General features: G+C 67.2%; 15 protein-coding genes and 2 pseudogenes. 9 read left to right on the top strand and 8 right to left on the bottom strand.

All coding sequences use genetic code 11. The features are described from left to right. Together ACK4IU_RS09580 and ACK4IU_RS09575 are read left to right on the top strand one after the other, a co-directional pair. Nucleotides 1-590, top strand: a pseudogene (locus ACK4IU_RS09580) (ParB N-terminal domain-containing protein); the annotation flags it as partial. A gap of 194 nt (nucleotides 591-784) precedes the next feature. Next, nucleotides 785-2,257 carry a DUF2793 domain-containing protein gene (locus ACK4IU_RS09575; RefSeq protein WP_409734274.1) on the top strand — a complete coding sequence of 491 codons (1,473 nt, stop codon included), beginning with the start codon at nucleotides 785-787 and terminating at the stop codon, nucleotides 2,255-2,257. Between the two features lie 46 nt (nucleotides 2,258-2,303). Here ACK4IU_RS09575 and ACK4IU_RS09570 read toward each other — a convergent pair whose 3' ends face one another. From ACK4IU_RS09570 to ACK4IU_RS09535, 8 genes are all read right to left on the bottom strand, one after another. Beyond that, nucleotides 2,304-2,630 (bottom strand): hypothetical protein, encoded by a 327-nt coding sequence (locus ACK4IU_RS09570; protein WP_409734271.1) that lies wholly within the window; start codon nucleotides 2,628-2,630, stop codon nucleotides 2,304-2,306. Nucleotides 2,631-2,900: 270 nt separating this feature from the next. Next, complete coding sequence (locus ACK4IU_RS09565; protein WP_409734268.1) at nucleotides 2,901-4,607, bottom strand: cation:proton antiporter; 1,707 nt, start codon at nucleotides 4,605-4,607, stop codon at nucleotides 2,901-2,903. Between the two features lie 62 nt (nucleotides 4,608-4,669). Next, nucleotides 4,670-6,106, bottom strand: a complete 1,437-nt coding sequence (locus tag ACK4IU_RS09560; RefSeq protein WP_409734266.1) for a phospholipase D-like domain-containing protein — start codon at nucleotides 6,104-6,106, stop codon at nucleotides 4,670-4,672. 4 nt (nucleotides 6,107-6,110) lie between these two features. Then, nucleotides 6,111-6,992, bottom strand: a complete 882-nt coding sequence (locus ACK4IU_RS09555) for an RNA polymerase sigma factor (protein WP_409734263.1) — start codon at nucleotides 6,990-6,992, stop codon at nucleotides 6,111-6,113. Nucleotides 6,993-7,252: 260 nt separating this feature from the next. Continuing rightward, nucleotides 7,253-7,678: a thioredoxin TrxC gene (gene trxC, locus ACK4IU_RS09550; protein ID WP_409734260.1), complete on the bottom strand. Its 426-nt coding sequence runs from the start codon at nucleotides 7,676-7,678 to the stop codon at nucleotides 7,253-7,255. Nucleotides 7,679-7,737: 59 nt separating this feature from the next. Beyond that, nucleotides 7,738-8,565 (bottom strand): SDH family Clp fold serine proteinase, encoded by an 828-nt coding sequence (locus ACK4IU_RS09545; protein WP_409734257.1) that lies wholly within the window; start codon nucleotides 8,563-8,565, stop codon nucleotides 7,738-7,740. Beyond that, nucleotides 8,556-9,308, bottom strand: coding sequence for a rhomboid family intramembrane serine protease (locus ACK4IU_RS09540; protein WP_409734254.1), 753 nt, complete (start codon nucleotides 9,306-9,308; stop codon nucleotides 8,556-8,558). Before ACK4IU_RS09540 ends, ACK4IU_RS09545 begins: the two co-directional genes overlap by 10 nt. 105 nt (nucleotides 9,309-9,413) lie before the next feature. Further along, nucleotides 9,414-9,989, bottom strand: coding sequence for an NADH dehydrogenase ubiquinone Fe-S protein 4 (locus ACK4IU_RS09535; protein ID WP_409734251.1), 576 nt, complete (start codon nucleotides 9,987-9,989; stop codon nucleotides 9,414-9,416). Nucleotides 9,990-10,147: 158 nt separating this feature from the next. Between ACK4IU_RS09535 and ftsH the strand changes: the two genes are divergently transcribed. From ftsH to ACK4IU_RS09500, 7 genes and pseudogenes are all read left to right on the top strand, one after another. Further along, nucleotides 10,148-11,965 carry an ATP-dependent zinc metalloprotease FtsH gene (gene ftsH / locus ACK4IU_RS09530; RefSeq protein WP_409734248.1) on the top strand — a complete coding sequence of 606 codons (1,818 nt, stop codon included), beginning with the start codon at nucleotides 10,148-10,150 and terminating at the stop codon, nucleotides 11,963-11,965. Between the two features lie 5 nt (nucleotides 11,966-11,970). Then, the gene (locus tag ACK4IU_RS09525) at nucleotides 11,971-12,483 is read left to right on the top strand and encodes a phosphate-starvation-inducible PsiE family protein (protein WP_409734245.1); all 513 of its coding nucleotides are present in this window, start codon (nucleotides 11,971-11,973) and stop codon (nucleotides 12,481-12,483) included. Between the two features lie 36 nt (nucleotides 12,484-12,519). Further along, nucleotides 12,520-15,336 (top strand): AAA family ATPase, encoded by a 2,817-nt coding sequence (locus ACK4IU_RS09520; protein WP_409734242.1) that lies wholly within the window; start codon nucleotides 12,520-12,522, stop codon nucleotides 15,334-15,336. Nucleotides 15,337-15,625: 289 nt separating this feature from the next. Beyond that, nucleotides 15,626-16,048 carry an Hsp20/alpha crystallin family protein gene (locus ACK4IU_RS09515; RefSeq protein ID WP_409734239.1) on the top strand — a complete coding sequence of 141 codons (423 nt, stop codon included), beginning with the start codon at nucleotides 15,626-15,628 and terminating at the stop codon, nucleotides 16,046-16,048. A 17-nt stretch (nucleotides 16,049-16,065) separates the two neighbouring features. Next, on the top strand, nucleotides 16,066-16,467 hold the full coding sequence (locus tag ACK4IU_RS09510; protein WP_409734236.1) for an Hsp20/alpha crystallin family protein: 402 nt from the start codon (nucleotides 16,066-16,068) through the stop codon (nucleotides 16,465-16,467). Between the two features lie 26 nt (nucleotides 16,468-16,493). Then, nucleotides 16,494-16,997, top strand: a complete 504-nt coding sequence (locus ACK4IU_RS09505) for an Hsp20/alpha crystallin family protein (RefSeq protein ID WP_409734233.1) — start codon at nucleotides 16,494-16,496, stop codon at nucleotides 16,995-16,997. Nucleotides 16,998-17,714: 717 nt separating this feature from the next. Next, a pseudogene (locus ACK4IU_RS09500) lies at nucleotides 17,715-17,879 on the top strand (IS5/IS1182 family transposase); the annotation flags it as partial. Between the last annotated feature and the right edge of the window lie 5 nt (nucleotides 17,880-17,884).

The raw sequence follows: 17,884 nt of genomic DNA, 5'->3' as shown, positions 1-17,884 counted from the left end.
GCGCGGACCAGGTCGCCAAGATCGCCGCCAGCATGGCCGAGTTCGGCTGGACCGTGCCCTGCCTCGTCGGCGAGGATGGCGAGTTGATCGCGGGCCACGGACGCGTGCTGGCCGCCACGCAACTGGGGCTGACGGAAGCGCCGGTGATCGTGCTTGGGCATCTGACCGAGGCGCAGCGGCGGGCTTACCGGATCGCGGATAACCGGCTGGCTGAGAGTCCATGGGACGAGGCGCTGCTGTCGGCGGAACTGAACGATCTGCTGGCCGAGGATTTCGACCTGTCGCTGGTCGGGTTCTCGGATGGCGAGCTGGACAAGCTGCTGGCCTTCGTGCCGGAGGGGGACGGGGAAGACGGTGGCGCCGGGGGCTCGGTGCCGCCGGTGACCATCCCCGAACCGCCGCGCAACCCGGCGTCACGGACCGGCGATCTGTGGATCCTCGGCGATCACCGGCTGCTGTGCGGTGACAGCACCAGCGCGACCGACGTGCGCCGCCTGATGAATGGCGAGCGGGCGATCCTGTTCGCGACGGACCCGCCCTATCTGGTCGACTACGACGGCTCGAACCATCCGACCCGGAACAAGGACTGGTGCCGCGCACCGGCTGGCTGGTGTGGGTCGCAGCCGAGGGGCTGTTTCTGGTCTGGTCTGGCTCGAGCTGGGCCAGCGTTGGCGAGCCCCGCGACGTGCCCGACAGCCTCTTCAGCCTTGTCAACGACGCCGATCCAACGAAGAAGGCAGTCTTCTCTCTGGCCTCGATTTCGACCGGCCAGACCCGGACCTACATGCTGCCGAACACCTCGTCGGAACTGGCGATCCTCGCGGGCACCCAGACCTTCACCGGCAACAAGACCTTCGCCGGCACGCTAACCGCCTGGGGAACGGTGACGACGTCCGGGGCCACAGCGACCATTGGGACGGCAACCGGGACCGCGACCTATGGAATGGGGACAGGGGCCACGGCGACGGGCGTGACCAAGACCGTGAACCTCGGCACCGGCGGCACATCTGGGTCCACGACGGTCGTGAACATCGGCTCGGCGACCGCCGGGGCGGGCGGCACGACCGTCATCAATACGCCCACAGTCACCTTCGCCAATGCCGTCACGCAGGTCGCCATGCCCCAGGCGAACCTGACCGCGCAACTCTTGGGCCTCGGCGGGGCGACCGCCGACAGCTACAATCGCCTCTCTATCAACACACCGGCCGCGCTGCTGAACAATGCGGGCGCAGGGATCGAGGCGACCGTCAACAAGGCGACCCCGGCGAACGACGCAGCCTTCGCCTTTAAGACCGGCTTCTCCGCCCGGGCGCTGATCGGCCTCCTCGGCAATGACGACTTCAGCTTCAAGGTCAGCCCGGATGGCTCGGCCTTCTTCGACGCATTCAAGGTCGATCGCACCAACGGTCGCGTGGAACTGCCGCAGCCGACGGTCCTGCCGGGGCTGACCGCTGCGCCGTCGCCACCGCCCGCAGGCAAGGCCGCCCTCTATGCGCGCAACCGCGCCGGGGCGCCGTGGATCGACGTCATGCGCCCCTCTGGCCGGGACTTTCCGCTCCAGCCGCATTTCGGGGTGAACCGGATCGCGACCTGGTCGCCTTCGGTCAGCACCACGATCACCACCGAGGGTCTGCCGATCACCTCGGTTGGCACCGTGTCGCACCCCACCCTCGCAGCGACGAACCTGGCCGCCAGCATGCGGCGCTGGCGCCTGACCTCTGCTGCCGTTGTGGATTCGGTCGCCGACCAGCGATCCGCAGGCTGGGCCTGCTGGCGCGGGAATGCGACGGGCCTCGGCGGATGGACCTTCGTTACGCGGATTTCGCTGACGACGCTGCAGTCGACCGGGATGGGGTTCTTCGGCCTCTACGGCTCCACCGCCGCGCTGGCCACCACCCTGACGCTCGCCACGGCTATCAACTGCATCGGCATCGGCTTCCAGCGCGGGACGCACACCCGCTGGCAGATGGTCGCGAACGACGGCACCGGGGCGCCCAGCCTGACCGACATGGGCGCGTCCTTCCCCATCGCGACGGGCGGCGTGCTGACCCTGTTCATTGCCGCGCCGCCGAACGGAAGCTCAGTCTGGGTGCGCGTGGTCGACGAGGTCTCCGGCGCGGTCTTCGAGCAGGAGATCACCGCCGACCTGCCCGCGGCGACGCAATTCCTGTCGCCGCGCCTCTTTCTCAACACCGGTGCGACCGCCGCCGCCGTCGCCTACGATTGCGCCGGGGTATATGTGGAGACGGATTATTGAGGAACCTTCCCGACGAGGAGTGTGTGCGGGTGGCCGGGATGGCTCGTCAAGCGAGAGGAAGGAGTGATTCAAGGGACCGTAATCCCTTGTCGAGTACGCGTACGGCTCCCTCCATGATATCGGCACTGGCCGGATAGTCCATCTGGTCGCGGGTCGCCATGTCGCGGCAGACTGCGCCTCCGCGGGCTGCGCAACACCGGGCGACTGCGGCCAGATGCTTGCCGATATCAACCTCTTCGAGCGGATAAGGATCGAACGATGCAGTCCTCTGGATCGCCTTCATAGTTCCCTGTGCGGGAAAGACGAACCAGGCGATACGCTCGGAAATGGTATCGAATTCGCCGTAAAGCGATGCGCGCAACCCGTAGAGCATTTCCTGCAGGGCGACGAAGCCCGCGCCCCAAATGGTCTAGTGGGCCTGCTTGACGCAGGGCGTCAGATCAAGCGCGCCCGCGAGACGGGCTTTCAGTCGCTCCACCACAGCAGCTCGGCTGTTTGGGGGAAGATCGTTCAGCATCTTCATGCCGAAACTCCTTTCGGATTGACGGTCCGTATCCGCATTCTTCGGGCGCGAACAACCGTTGCCCAGAAGGCGGCTATACGGGATCACAGCGCGGCCTCGCGGAGAGCGCCGTGACCTCGTTCACGTTATTCCTCCGCTCGTGGGTGCGTCCTCCCGCCCGCGCAGCCTGTGGAGCAGGCGCGTCACCGATACCTCGGCGGCATCGTCGAACGGGCTCAGCACCAGATCCGCGCCGATCGTCCGATAGCGGACGGATCGCGCGGGATCGTCCACCGTGACGGCGATCAGGCCCCGGAACCCCGCCTCGCGCAGGGCCAACGTGGCCGCGGCGTGACCGTCCGCCTCGGTCAATGCACCGGTGATCCGCGGTGTGGCCGAGACGACTGCGCTGAAGCTGCCAAGCGGCAGATGCGCGAGAAACTCGGGGTCCTGTGCATCGCCCAAGATCGCGTCGAAACCCTCCTCTCGCGCCATGCGCACGGACTCCGGGTTGAAATCGATCCCGAGCGGGCGCAGACCCGCGGCCCTCAGCCCTCCGGCGATCCGGGCCCCGAAGCGGCCGAGCCCCAGCACGAGCACGTCATGCGGCCGGTCCTCAGCGCCCGGCGTGTCTTCGGCAAGTTCGCGGAAAGGAGTATGCCGCTCGAAGATGCCCAGAAGCGGCGCGCAGAGTTCGTAAAGCTGCTGCGACCAGGTAATCATGTATACGGAGATCGTGATTGTCACGAGCCCGACCAGGGTAACGAGACCCATCGCCTCGGCTTCGACATGGCCGAGCCCGATGCCCATGGCCATGAAGATCAGGCTGAATTCGGAGATCTGGGCCACCGTCAGCCCGGCGAGGAACCCTGTGCGCTTGCGATAGCCCATGTAACCCATGATCGCGAGCACGATCAGCGGGTTGCCGATCAGCACGAAAAGCGACAGCGCGACGGCCGGGCCGACCTGCGCACCAAGCGTGCCCAGATCCATGCCCGCGCCGAGCGACAGGAAGAAAAACAATAGCAGGAAGTCGCGCAGCGCCGCGAGCCGCGCGCCCAGAAGGTCGCGCACCGGGGTCGAGGCCAGCGTCACCCCGGCGAGCAGCCCGCCCAGTTCCTTGCCAAGCCCCACCAGATCGGCGACGGCCGCAAGCCCCGCCGCCCAGGCAACCGCGAAGATCACCAGAAGTTCGCCCGAGCGGCTGAGCAGGCGGATCAGCGGCTCGGCCAGATGGCGGATGAAGACCCCGGCCAATGCTGCAAGGGCCAAGGTGCCGATGACCAGCGTGACAAGGCCGCCCCCACCATGCGCCTCGGGGCCGCCGATCCCGAGCGTCGAGACCACGACCATGGCGAAGACCACGAACAGATCCTGTACGATCAGGAAGCCCAGCGCGATCTTGCCGTGCAGCGAGTCGACCTCGCGCTTGTCGGAGAGCAGTTTGACGATGATGATGGTCGAGGAAAACGTCAGCGCCACGGCAACGTAGATCGACGTCACCCAGTCGAAGCCCATGACGAGGCAGAGGACGAAACCGATCGCCGAAGTGAAGCCGACCTGCCCGAGGCCCGTGGCGACAGCGACCCGGCCGAGATTTCTCACTAGGGTCATGTCGAGCTTCAGCCCCACGAGGAACAGAAGTACTGCGATCGAGATCTGGCTCAGAAGGGCCACGGCCTCGGTCGACCGGACGATATTCAGCACATCCGGCCCGGCCAGAAGGCCCGCGGCGATGAAGGCCACGATCATCGGCTGGCGCAGGAGCGTGCCGACAATGCCGAGCAGAGTGGCCAGCCCGATCAGCAGGGCGATTTCGTAGAAGGTGCCGAGTTCGGGCAGCGACATCGTGGCGAATTCTCCGTTTTTTCAGGGGGCCACGCGGAAGTGGGCGCGACGGGTCTGGATTTCTAGAGGATCGGCGCGAAAAGCCGGGCGAAGCCGTCGCGCAGTTTCACGGGCAGGGATCGTGCGGCAAGGGTTTCGGCTGTCACCGGGTCGCACTCCTGGGCGCGGATGCGGTCGAAATCGGCGGCGAGCCGCGCGCTGAGGGCCGGGTCGTAAACTTCGACGTTGAATTCGAAGTTCAGCCGCAAGCTGCGCGCGTCCCAGTTGGCCGAGCCGAGGCAGACCCAGGCATCGTCCACCAGCATCAGCTTGCTGTGGTCGAAGGGGCCGCGGCGGGAGTGGACGCGCGCGCCATGTTCCAGCACCTGCCAGAAATGCGCCTGTGCGGCCCAGTGCACGAAGGCATGGTCGTTTTCGGCCGGAACCATTATTTCGACGGCCACGCCGCGCAGGGCGGCGGCGGACAGTGCCGCGATCGTCGCCTGATCGGGCACGAAATAGGGCGTGCGGATGCGGATGCTGCGGCGCGCCGTGGCGATGGCGCCGAGGAACAGCCAGCGCATGCGGTCCAGCGCCTCGTCCGGCCCCGCCGCGATGCCACGGGCCGGGGCCCCGCCCGGCACCGGCGCGGGTGCCCCGCGCCAGAAGCCCCTGCCGAGGACCTCGCCCGTGGTGTCGGCCCAGTCCTGCGCAAAGCAGTCGCGCAGATGGAGGACTGCCAGCCCCTCGATCCGGCAATGCAGGTCGCGGAAGGCGCGCCCGGGCGCCTCGGGGCGCCAGTAGGGGGCGAAGATGTTGGTGCCCCCGGTGAAGCCCGTCGCCCCGTCCAGCACCAGGATCTTGCGGTGGTTGCGCAGGTTCGCGGCATGCAGCCGGGCCGGCACCAGCGTGGCGTTGAAGGCCGCGAACGGCACGCCCGCGCGCCGGAGCGGCCGGAAGGCGGACCGCCGCGACAGCCGCACATGCACATCGTCGATGAGCACGCGCACCGCCACCCCCCTACGCTGCGCCGCCGCAAGTGCAGCGACGAACTCTTCTCCGATGCCCGTGCCGTCGAAGAGGAAGGACAGCAGCGCCACGCTGGCCCTTGCCTGCCGGATCGCCGCAAGCATGGCCGGATAGGCCTCGGCCCCGTCCACCAGCGGCGTCACAAGGTTGCCGGGCACGAGCGGCAGGCCCGTCGTCTGCTCGGCCAACCTGTCGAGCCCGGCAAAGGCGGCGGGGGCCGTCGCCGTGTCGGGCGGCGGCGCAGGCACAAGCCGCGGATGATCCTCGCGTATCCGGATCGCACGACGGCGATAGCGGTTGATGCCGAAGAGGACGTAGAGGACCACACCGACCAGGGGCAGGAGCAGGATCGCCAGCAGCCAGATCGTCGCCGAACGCGGATCGCGCTTGGTGACCAGCGCGTGCCCCACCGCCCCGACCGCCAGCAGGAACGTGACCGCCCCGCCGACGAGCGAGGCAATCTCGACAGTTTGAAGGCCGGTCGGGCCCACTAGGTCAGCCCGGGGTGCGGCGCAGCGTCAGCCGCAGCCCTGCCTGCTGGACGATGCCGGCATCGTCCAGGCGGGCCGACAGGAAGGCCTCGGCTTCGGCGATCGAGGTCTCGGCTCGGGCCTCGGTCGTCTCCAGCACTTCTGCGATGGCCGAGGCCGAGAGGCCCTCGAGATCCCGCAGCAACCAGGCCCGCCGCCAAGCCAGCGGAAGATCCTTCACGACATCGGCGAGGAAGGCCTGCGCAGCGGCTGTTTCGTCCTCTGCGGGCGCGTCGGCGACCGACGCGGTGTCGTCCGGCAGCACATCCGCCAGCGTCAGGCTTTCGTCGGGCTGATGGAATTCCAGGAACTCCTCCTCGACCATGGCCTCGGCCTGATCCTCGGCATCCTCGGGCGGCGGGGCATCCAGCGACACCGCCTGCCCGAAGACCCGGTTGGCAGCCACCTCGCGATTGAGCACCTTGAAGAGGTTGCGCAGGAGCGACAGCCAGACCTTTTCGTCCGGCCGGGTCGGATCCCAGGCCTCGCGGGTGGCGACGGCAGCTTCATCGACCAGATCGTCCAGCGTCGGCCAGTCGGCCGCCAGATCGCCATTGGCGCGCAGGTAGGCCAGCTCGCGCCGGGCCACCGTGCGCAGCCGGTCGAGCAGGGGCGCGATGCCGGCCTGCGACGCGGGAGCGGTGGCAGCGGGCAACGCGGCAAGGCGCGAGGCGATCGCGGCACGGGCTGTCTGCCGCGCCTGCCGGCGCTGACGCTTGCGGTCGTTGAGCCGGTCGAAATGCCCCTTCGCCTCGCGGAACAGGCGATGCACGGCCTGCGCAACAGCGACCTCGGGATCGGTGCCTTCGCCCGACGCGGTCACGATCCGGTCGCGCGGCAGGGTCATCTGCAGATCGAGCCTCGAACGCGGGGGGGGGGCCTTGCAGTTCGGTCAGCACTGCGTGCAGCACTCGATCCTCGGCCCCGTGCCTGCGCAGCAGCGGCGCCAACAGGTCCTCCGCGGACAGCTCGATCAGTTGCGCAAGCGCCGGACCTTCATGGTCGGCGCCTTTTGTCAGCCGTGGGACAATTCGCATGTGCGTTTTCTCTATCCTCTAAGGCAGTTGTGCGGATGGTCGGGGCAGCCGCCCGTGAACAGGTGTCGGATCAACCAAGCTGGCCGCGCGTCCAGTTGGCGATGTCGGCGGCGGACATCGCGCCACTCTGTCGGGCGATCTCGCGACCCGAGCAGAACAGGATCATCGTCGGGATGCCGCGGATATTGTGGCGCGCGGCGATCTCTGGCTCGGCCTCGGTGTCGAGCTTGCCCAGCCGGACATGCGGCTCGAGCATGCGCGCCGCTGTCTCGAACTGCGGCGCCATCATCTTGCACGGGCCGCACCACGCGGCCCAGAAATCCACCAGGAGCGGGATTTCGGCGTTCAGATGCTTGGCGAAACTTGCCGAGGTCAGATCGACCGGCCGGCCCTGGAACAACGCCGCGCCGCAGCGTCCGCATTTCGGCCCTTCTGCCAGGCGGGCGTCGGGGACGCGATTGACGGCCGAACACTCGGGGCAGGCAACGGTGGGCATGAGCGCTATTCCTTCCATCTCGTTTCGGTCGCCCGCGTCGATGCGGCGATCCGTCCGGCTTACTGGCGCAGCGCGCGCTGGCGGCGCTCGGGCAGATACTCGACGCCGCCTGCCTGCCGCCGCACCGGCTGCGGGTAGAGCGTCATCAGTTCGATCACTTCGGCAGGCATCTCAAGACTGACGGGAAGGCCCATCTCCTTCGCCTCGGCGGCGCTGATCGGGTAGTCATGGGTCCAGATTCCGGTGGCCAGCCGCGTGGCTAGCGTCTCGGCGGCCTCGGCGCCCATTCTCGCGGCGAGCAGTCCGCGCGCTGTCTCGGTCACCTGAGCGATCGCCTTGCGGCCGACATCTGCAAGGATCAGCGTCTGGTCCTCGACCTCGGCGATGGGCTTGTCCTCGGCCACGCGGATCACCGAGGCCGCCGGCATGCCGTTCAGCTGCGGGTCGATGGGGCCCAGCACCGAGTGGCGGCACATGACGATCTCGTCGGCGGCAAGGGCGATCAGCGTGCCGCCGGACATCGCATGATGGGGCACGAACACCGTCACCTTGCCCCTGTGCCCCTGGATCGCCCGGGCGATCTGCGTCGCCGCCAGCACCAGCCCGCCCGGCGTGTGCAGCACGATGTCCAGCGGCACCTCGTCGTCGGTCAGCTGGATGGCGCGCAGCACCTCTTCGCTGTCGTTCACGTCGATGTAGCGCACGAGGGGGAAGCCCAGCAGGCTCATCGTCTCCTGCCGGTGGACCAGCAGGATGACGCGGCTGGCGCGGGCCCTCTCGATCTGGGCGATCTTGCGCACCCGCATCGCATCCAGATAGCGGCGCTGCAGCGCCGGCTGCAGCGCCGAGACGATGAAGAAAAGCCAGAGAAGGTCCATTAGCCCCATGGTCCGCGTCCTCCGTTGCGCCGGCCGTCCGGCAGGAACCCATACCGTCCCTCGTCGCCGTAATAGGCGCGATAGCTGCGCCGGGGGCGGCGCACCAACGGCGCGAGCAGCCAGCCCGCGGCGAACCCTCCGATATGCGCCCACCAGGCGATGCCGCCGGCATCCGCCTGCTGGCCCAGCGACAACAGGCCGGGGATTGCCTGCATCGCGAACCAGATCAGCGCAAAGGCAATGGCTGGCAATTCGAAGAAGAACGGCACGATGACGATCGGGATCATCACCACCAGCCGCGCGGCCGGGAACATCCGCGCATAGCAGCCGATCACGCCCGCGATCGCGCCGGAGGCGCCGAGGGCGGGAACGACGGAGGACGGGTTGGCAAAGGCATGGGCGAGGCCCGCGGCAAGGCCGCAGACGAGGTAGAAGGACAGGAACCGGCCCGGTCCAAGCCGATCCTCGACCGCAGGGCCGAAGACCCACAGCGTCCACATGTTCAGGATCAGATGCAGCCAGCCGCCGTGCAGAAACATGTTGGTCAGAAACACCACGGGATCGCCCGGCGCGAGCAGACGAAGATCGCCGAGGAACCGCGCCGGCACCAGCGCTGTGTGGAACAGGAACCGCTCCCGCGCGTGCGGCGGCAGCGCGGTCTGATACAGAAAGACCAGCGCGCAGATGGCGATCAGCAGCCAGACCACCACCGGCGGATAGCGCCTGGCCACGCCGTCGCTATAGGGCAGCATCAGCGCCCCCGATCTTCAACGGAGCCGCGTCGCGGCGGCTCGGGGCGCTTTCTGCTGACGGCTGGGACAGAGGATCGATCGCCACCGGGTGCAGCGGAGGGAGGTTCATTCCGTCCTCGGGCTGACTGGGCCGATGGTGACGCCGGTCCAGGCCGGGGGATCGGAAGCCGGGAAGGACTCGCGTGCGGCTTCCTCGACCGGGTCAAGCGCTTCAGCATCGGCGACGTGGGCGTTCCGCAGCGGCGAGGTCTGTGGCGGCGTTCGTATGGTCGCCGCGGGGGCCGCCGAATAGGGCAGACGCCGAGTCCCGGGGACATCGGCCCCCCGGTGCAGCCGGTGGCGGCTTTTGCCAGCCGCATCCTGCGCGCCCGTGTCCCGGGCGCCGTCCTCGAGCACGATGTAGCGCCAGTCGTTGGCCTCGGCGAAGCGGATCGCGCTGGCCGCATCGGGAAAGGACAGGCGGATCGTGCGATAGGGGTCGGCGCTGGTGGTCCAGCCCATCAGAGGGTCGATCTGCGGGGCGCGGGATGGCTCGAACTCCAGCACCCAGCCGCGCGGGCGCGGCGCGGACTGCGTGACCGAACGATCCGGCCGGCGGATGATCGCCAGCGGCACCGCGCCCGAGCGCAGATCGGTGCCGGGGATCCGCGGGGCGACAGAGGGACGGTTCGCGATCGACATCGGTCATTGACCTTAAGAATCTTTTGCTTACACCTTCATAAACATTGGGAAGATTCCGGCAAGACGGCATCGTGGTTTCCGAACGATAGTCTAAAATCGCAAAGAGCCGTAATTGCTGTGCGATATGCATGCCCCTGTCCGACGCAAGAGGCCGTAGCGTGAACAAGGAACAACAGATCAACATCTGGTACTGGATCGCGGCCTTCCTGCTGCTGATGCTGTTCCAGTCCTGGTGGCAGGGGGCGTCCGTCACCGAGCGCATCCCCTATTCGCGCTTTCTGCAGCTTCTCGAGGAAAACCGCATCGCCGAGGTGCAGGTCCAGCCCGAGCGGATCGTCGGCCGCTACCGCGACCCGATCGACGGGCGGACCCATTTCATCACCAACATTGTGCCCGAGGACCTGACCCGGCGGCTGGAACAGTCGGGCGCCGAATACGACGGGACGGTGACGAACACCTTCCTGTCCACGCTGCTGTCCTGGGTCGTGCCGATCGTCCTGCTGTTCGCGCTGTGGTCGTTCTTCTTCCGCCGCTTCGCCGAAAAGCAGGGTTTCGGCGGCATGATGACGGTCGGCAAGTCGAAGGCCAAGGTCTATGTCGAGAAGGACACGGGCGTGACCTTCGACGACGTGGCCGGGATCGACGAAGCCAAGGCCGAGCTGCAGGAGATCGTCAGCTTCCTGAAGGAGCCGCAGAAATACGGCCGTCTTGGCGCGCGCATTCCCAAGGGCATCCTGCTGGTGGGCCCCCCCGGCACCGGCAAGACGCTGGTCGCCCGCGCCATCGCCGGCGAGGCAGGGGTGCCGTTCTTCTCGATCTCGGGCTCGGAATTCGTCGAGATGTTCGTGGGCGTGGGTGCGGCGCGGGTGCGCGACCTGTTCGAGCAGGCGCGCAAGGCCGCCCCCTGCATCATCTTCATCGACGAGCTCGACGCGCTGGGCAAGAAGCGCGGCGAGGGCGCCTTCGGCGGCGGGCATGACGAGAAGGAGCAGACGCTGAACCAGCTTCTGACCGAGCTCGACGGCTTCGACCCCCGCGAGGGGATCGTGCTGCTGGCCGCCACGAACCGGCCCGAGATCCTCGACCCCGCGCTTCTGCGCGCCGGCCGCTTCGACCGGCAGGTTGTGGTGGACCGGCCCGACAAGGGGGGCCGTGCGGCGATCCTGCGCGTGCATCTCAAGAAGGTGAAGCACGAGGGTCTGGACGTGGACCAGATCGCCGCGCTGACACCGGGCTTTTCCGGTGCGGAACTGGCGAACCTGGTCAATGAGGCGGCAATCCAGGCCACCCGGCGGGGGGCCGAGGCCGTGACGATGCAGGATGTGACCGCCGCCATCGAGCGCATCGTTGCGGGGCTCGAGCGCAAGGGGCGGCTTCTGAACCCGAAGGAACGCGAGGCGGTCGCCTGGCACGAGATGGGCCATGCGCTGGCCGCGGCCAGCCTGCCAGGGGCCGATCCGGTGCACAAGGTCTCGATCATTCCGCGCACCATCGGCGCGCTCGGCTACACCATGACCCGGCCGACCGAGGACCGCTTCCTCATCACGAGGGCCGATCTGGAGAACCGCATGGTGGTGCTGCTGGCTGGACGCGCGGCCGAGGATCTGGTGCTGGGCGAGATCTCGACCGGCGCCGCCGACGACCTTGCCCGCGTGACCGATATCGCCCGGCAGATCGTCACCCGCTTCGGCATGCATCCGAAGCTCGGGCAGGCTGTGCTGGAAGCGCAGCGGGCGAGCTTTCTGGGCGAGGACGGCGCGCCGGGCCTGTCGCCGCGCGACTATTCCGAGGCCACTGCGCGCGAGGTGGACCTGGCGGTGCGCGAGCTGATCGACGCGGCCTATGCGCGGGCGAAACAGGTGCTGACCGAGCGGCGGGCCGACCTCGAAGCCGGCACGAAGCTGCTGCTTGAACGCGAGACGATCACGCCCGATGATTTCCCGCCGCTGAAACCCATGCCGATCGCGGCGGAGTAGAGGCCATGTCGATCCGCTCCGAGTGGAAGGACTTCGGCGACCGCTGGGCGGTCCTGACGCTCTATCAGCGGTTCGAGCAGGTCGTGACGATTGCGCTCTCGCTCCTTCTGATCCTCGTGATCCTCGCCGCGATGTGGAACCTGTTCCTGCGGGTGGTGGTCGGACTGGTGCTGCAAGGTTCGCTCGATCCGACCGATCATCAGGTGTTCCAGGCGGTGTTCGGGTCGATCTTCACCGTCATCATCGCGCTCGAGTTCAAGCGCTCGATCGTGGTCTCGATCGAAAGCCACGACACGGTGTTCCATGTCCGCACCGTCGTGCTGGTGGCGCTGCTGGCGCTGTTGCGCAAGTTCATCATCCTCGACCTCGAAAAGACCGGCGCAGGCACCATCGCAGCCCTTGCTTTTGCAACCCTGACGTTGGGGGGCATCTTCTGGATCATCCGCCAACAGGATCGAGCGCGGCACGCCCCGTCTCCGCCAAGCCCGGATGAGCCTTCATCCGTGCCCAATTCTTGAACCCCACAACGTGTCGTCTGGCACAGGAGAAAGTCAATGCAAGGAAAATGCGACATCTGCGGCAAGCCGGCCACGGTACGGGTCCGCGCCTCGGTCAACGGGCGCACGCAGAACATGGAGCTTTGCGACGAGCATTACCGCGAGGTGCTGCGCCGGCAGGGGCGCACGGCCTCGCCGCTCGAGTCGCTCTTCGGCCGACGCGGCAGCCTGTTCGAGGAGTTCTTCGGCGACGGTCCCCTCCGCAGTCTGATGGGGGATGCGGGCTTCGATCTGCCGCAGATCGGATCGGGCCGCGGAGTTGCAGAGGATGACGCGGTGGTGGACGCCACCTTCGGCGACGAAGCCCCCCGCGCTCGCAGCGCGCGTCGTCAGGGCGGCGGCTTCGCCAGCAAGATCAGCGAGCAGGCCGAGAAGCTGTTGCAGGAGGCCGCGCGCAACGCTGCCGAGATGGGCCGCGCCGAGGTGGACACCGAGCATCTGCTGCTGGCGCTGACCGGCTCGGAAGTGGTGAAGACGGTCCTCGACCAGTTCAAGATTTCGGTCGATCAGCTCAAGGCGCAGATCGAGGCCGAGGCCAAGCGCGGCGAGAAACCCCACGAGGGCGAGATCGGCGTCAGCCCGCGGGTGAAGGACGCGCTGAGCCGCGCCTTCGGCGCTTCGACCGATCTTGGTCATTCCTACGTCGGCCCCGAACACCTGCTGATCGGCCTGGCCGAAGAGGGCGAGGGGCTTGCTGCCAACATGCTGCGCAAGCTCGGCCTGACGCCGCAGGCACTGCGCCAGCAGGTTTCCCGCGTGGTGGGCAAGTCGGGTGCCGAGGACGGCCGCGCCGATGCGCCCACGAACACGCCCGAGCTGGACAAGTATTCCCGCGACCTGACGAAGATGGCGCAGGACGGCAAGCTCGACCCGGTGATCGGCCGCGCCGCCGAGATCGAGACAACCATCGAGATCCTCGCCCGGCGCAAGAAGAACAATCCCGTCCTGATCGGCGAGCCTGGCGTGGGCAAGACGGCCATCGTCGAGGGGCTGGCGCAGCGCATCGTCGAGGGCTCGGTGCCCGAGGCGATCCGCGGCAAGCGGTTGGTCGAGCTGAACATCAACTCGATGGTCGCGGGGTCGAAATACCGCGGCGAGTTCGAGGAGCGGGTGCAGAAGATCCTCAAGGAGATCACCGACCACCAGGGCGAGATGATCCTGTTCATCGACGAGCTGCACACCATCGTCGGTGCGGGCCAGGGCGGCGGCGAGGGGGGCCTCGACATCGCCAACGTGTTCAAGCCGATGCTGGCGCGGGGCGAGCTGAACCTGATCGGCGCGACCACGCTGAACGAATACCAGAAGCACATCGAGAAGGACGCAGCCCTCGAACGCCGCTTCCAGCCGGTCATGGTGCCCGAGCCGACCGTGGCCCAGGCGATGATGATCCTGCGCGGGCTGCGCGACACCTTCGAGGCGCACCACAAGGTCACGATCACCGACGAGGCCATCGTCGCCGCGGCCGAACTGTCCGACCGCTACATCCAGGGCCGCTTCCTGCCCGACAAGGCGATCGACCTGATCGACCAGGCGGCGGCACGGGTGAAGCTTTCGGCCACCGCCCGGCCGGTCGAAGTGCAGGAGATCGAGGCCGAACTGCACCAGCTCCGGCGCGAGCAGGACTATGCCGCCGCACGCAAGAACTATGACAAGGCGGCCGAGATCGGAAAGACGATCGAGGCGAAGGAAGCGACGCTGAAGGACCTGACCGAGGCCTGGGAAAAGGCGCGCGCCACCGGGTCGGCCGAGGTGCTGGCGACCCATGTGGCACAGATCGTCTCGAAGCTGACCGGCATCCCGGTGGACGAGCTGACCGAGGAGGAACGCGCGAAACTGCTGAAGATGGAGGAGCGGCTGCACGAACGGGTCATCGGCCAGGACGAGGCGATCCGGGCCGTCTCGGACGCGGTGCGGCTGGCACGGGCGGGGCTGCGCGAGGGCTCGAAGCCCGTCGCCACCTTCCTCTTCCTCGGGCCGACCGGGGTGGGCAAGACCGAACTCGCCAAGGCGTTGGCCGAGGTCGTCTATGGCGACGAGGATGCGATGATCCGCATCGACATGTCGGAATACATGGAAAAGCACACCGTCGCCCGCCTGATCGGCGCGCCGCCGGGCTATGTGGGCTATGACGAGGGCGGACAGCTGACCGAGAAGGTGCGCCGCAAGCCCTATTCGGTGATCCTGCTCGACGAGATCGAGAAGGCGCACCCCGATGTCTACAACGTGCTGTTGCAGGTCTTCGACGACGGCCGGCTGACCGACGGCAAGGGCCGGGTGGTGGACTTCACCAACACCATCATCATCGCCACCTCGAACCTTGGCGCCGACCGGATCCAGAAGCGGCTTCTCTTGCGCGGCACGGCGGCCGAGCAGCCCGAGAAGCTGAAGGCCGAGCTGATGGAGGTGCTGCGCGGCCATTTCCGGCCCGAGTTCCTGAACCGGCTGGACGACATCATCGTCTTCCACAGTCTGACACGGGACGAAATCCGCCAGATCGTGCTGCTGCAACTCGACCGGGTGCGGCGGACCGCGGCTACGCAAGGCGTGGAGATCGCCTTCGACGACAGCCTGATCGACACGCTGGCCGCCGAAGGCTTCCGCCCCGAATACGGGGCGCGCGAGCTCAAGCGCCAGATCCGCAGCCTTGTCGAGACGCGGCTCGCCCGCGCCATGCTGGGCGGCGAGGTGGCGCAGGGCGACCGGGTGCGGATCGGCTGGGACGCCGGGGCCGAACAGGTGCGGATCGAACCGGTGACGGCGACGGCGCCGGCGGAAAGCCTGCCTGCGGCCGAGGATGCGAAACCCGGCGCCTGAAGGATCAACGGCGGTGGCGCAGGCCGCCGCTTTCTCTTGCAACCATATGAAAAGGCATTGGAATTTTCGGATTTTGCGCCTCTTGAATTCACCGTCGCAGCTTCCTTAATCAATGTCGAACGCCCGAACGGGGTTCACGCAAGACGACGGGTTTGGCCGAGACGGCAAGCCACCGGGGGTGCCAGTTCGGTCCCCGCAGGGTGACGTCTGATGCAAGAGAAGGGTGCCGCCCTTGGCGCCCTGGCCCGTCCTTCGTGTGCGCCGCAGGGCCATTCAGAAGGAGGTGTCCATGATCTACAGTTCTGCACTCTACCCCGCCGATCCCTTCGCGCTGATGCGACGCCTGTCGGAAGACCTCGACCGGATGGCCTTCGGCGGCACCCGCGCCTTTCCCGCGCTCAATGTCTGGCAAAATGACGAGGCCGCGGCGATCACCGCCGAGCTGCCCGGGGTCGAGCCCGCCGACATCGACATCCAGGTCAAGGACAATGTCCTGACGCTCTCGGGCGAACGCAAGGCGCCGGACCTGCCCGAAGGCGCCACCTGGCATCGGCGCGAACGTGCCTTCGGGCGCTTCACCCGCGCGATCCGTCTGCCCTTCCGCGTCGATCCCGAAAAGGTCGAGGCCCGCTTTGCCGAAGGCGTGCTGCGCATTGCCGTAGGCCGCCCCGACGAGGACAAGCCCCGCCGCATCGAGATCAAGGCCGCCTGAAAGAGGAGAACCCAGAAATGAGCACCGAAGTGACCAAGGCCCCCGAACAGACTCCGGCCGAAATCGGCGCCCCGGCCACCCGCAATCGTCCGGTGTGGCGCCCGCTGACCGATATCGTCGAGACGAAGGACGGCGTGACGTTGATGATCGAACTGCCCGGCGTCGCGGCCGAGCATGTGGACGTGGCACTGGAAAAACGCGTCCTGACCATCCGCGCGCGCTCGGGCGTGACCGTGCCCGACAAGCTGCGCCTCGCACATGCCGAATACGAGGCCGGCGATTATGAGCGCGCCTTCACCCTGTCGGACGATTTCGACGCCGAGCGGATCGAAGCCGAGATGAAGAACGGCGTGCTGATCCTGCGTCTGCCGCGCAGTGCATCGACCCAGCCCCGCAGCATCAAGGTCAAGGCCGCCTGACCCGAACCGCGAAAAGGAGAACGACCATGAAGATCAAGGATCTGATCCCCTGGGCGCGTAAGGATGAGTCCGCCCGTCCAGACAGCGCGCAGGACAACCCCATCGCCACGCTGCAGCGCGAGATGAACCAGGTTTTCGAAGGGTTCTGGAACCGCTTCGGCAAGGGTCTGGGCGAGATCGACTGGCCCTGGGGCCATGGCGAGGCGAAGTCGGACGTGGTCCAGACCGACAATGCCGTGGAAATCTCGATCGAACTGCCCGGCATGGCGATGGAGGATGTCGAGGTCACGGTGACCGACGACATGCTGACCGTGAAGGGCGAGAAGAAGATCGAGCGGCAGGAGGAGAAGAAGGGCTACTACCTGTCCGAACGCAGCTACGGCGCGATCTGGCGCACCATTCCGCTGCCTCCCGGCACCGACGGCTCCAAGGCCGAGGCAAGCTTCAGGAACGGCGTGCTGACCGTCCGCCTGCCGCAAACGCCCGAGGCGCAGGCCAAGGTGAAGCACATCGAGGTCAAGGCCGGTTAAGGCGATCTGCCGGGGCGCCGCCGGGGTCAAACAGGGCCGGCGGCGCCCCGGTCATGAACGCAATTCCGCCTCGATACGTCATCGGGCAGTTTGCCGCTGCGGCTCGGAAAGGACAAACATCGCCTGCAGCGCCATCCCGTCTGATCGAAGATTATCCCTATTGATCTTAAAGCGGCGGAGCGTAGAACGCACTGACCTCGGGCGCGCTTGCCGGATCGTTCGGCGGCCTCGCCACCACAAACATTTCGGCTCGCACCCTGCAAGCCTGCACCCATTTCGGACCTTCCCCGAGCTTCGGTTTTATCGCTTAGGTGCCTGGTGCTGAATGGACTGCTCAGGCGGAGAAGGTTGTCTTTCAGTCCCGTTCCCTCCGCCACATTCAGACACCGAATCCGTCCAGGGGCCCCGATTGGGGCCTTTTTTCTTTTTGTTTCAAAGGACGTTGGCAGGTCCATCCGCCCTTCGGAGACTGGACGCTTGACGCAGAATGCGTCTCCGAATGGCCCGCGTCTCTCTTCGAGCGCCCCTCAACGGTCACGGGACGGTGTGAAACGTCCTCGCATTTCCAATGGGTTGCGGCGCTCCTGGGGTCGTCCCGTTCGCGAGTTAATCCGGTGACGGAGACGGACACGAGGGCGCAGGGCGGCCAGAAGGACGGCTCCGTGGCGGCCGATCCCGAAGTCCGGCGGAAGCGTCCGAAGCGAGCCAGAACCCTGCCACCGCCGAAGCCGCGCAGAGACGAAAATGCACTGCGTGAACCTCCTGGGCGAGCGCGTCATGTCCCGCGACTTCGATCGCCAGGTGGCCGAGCTTCAGATCAGGGCGGCGATCCTGAACCGCTTCACCGCCCTCGGAACACCCCTCACGCAGCGCGCAGGATAGGTCTG

The organism is Tabrizicola flagellatus, from assembly GCF_046295235.1.
Classification (GTDB): Bacteria; Pseudomonadota; Alphaproteobacteria; order Rhodobacterales; family Rhodobacteraceae; genus Tabrizicola; species Tabrizicola flagellata_A.
Note: the sequence above shows the minus strand (reverse complement) of the source record. Positions and strands in the feature narration are given on the sequence as shown.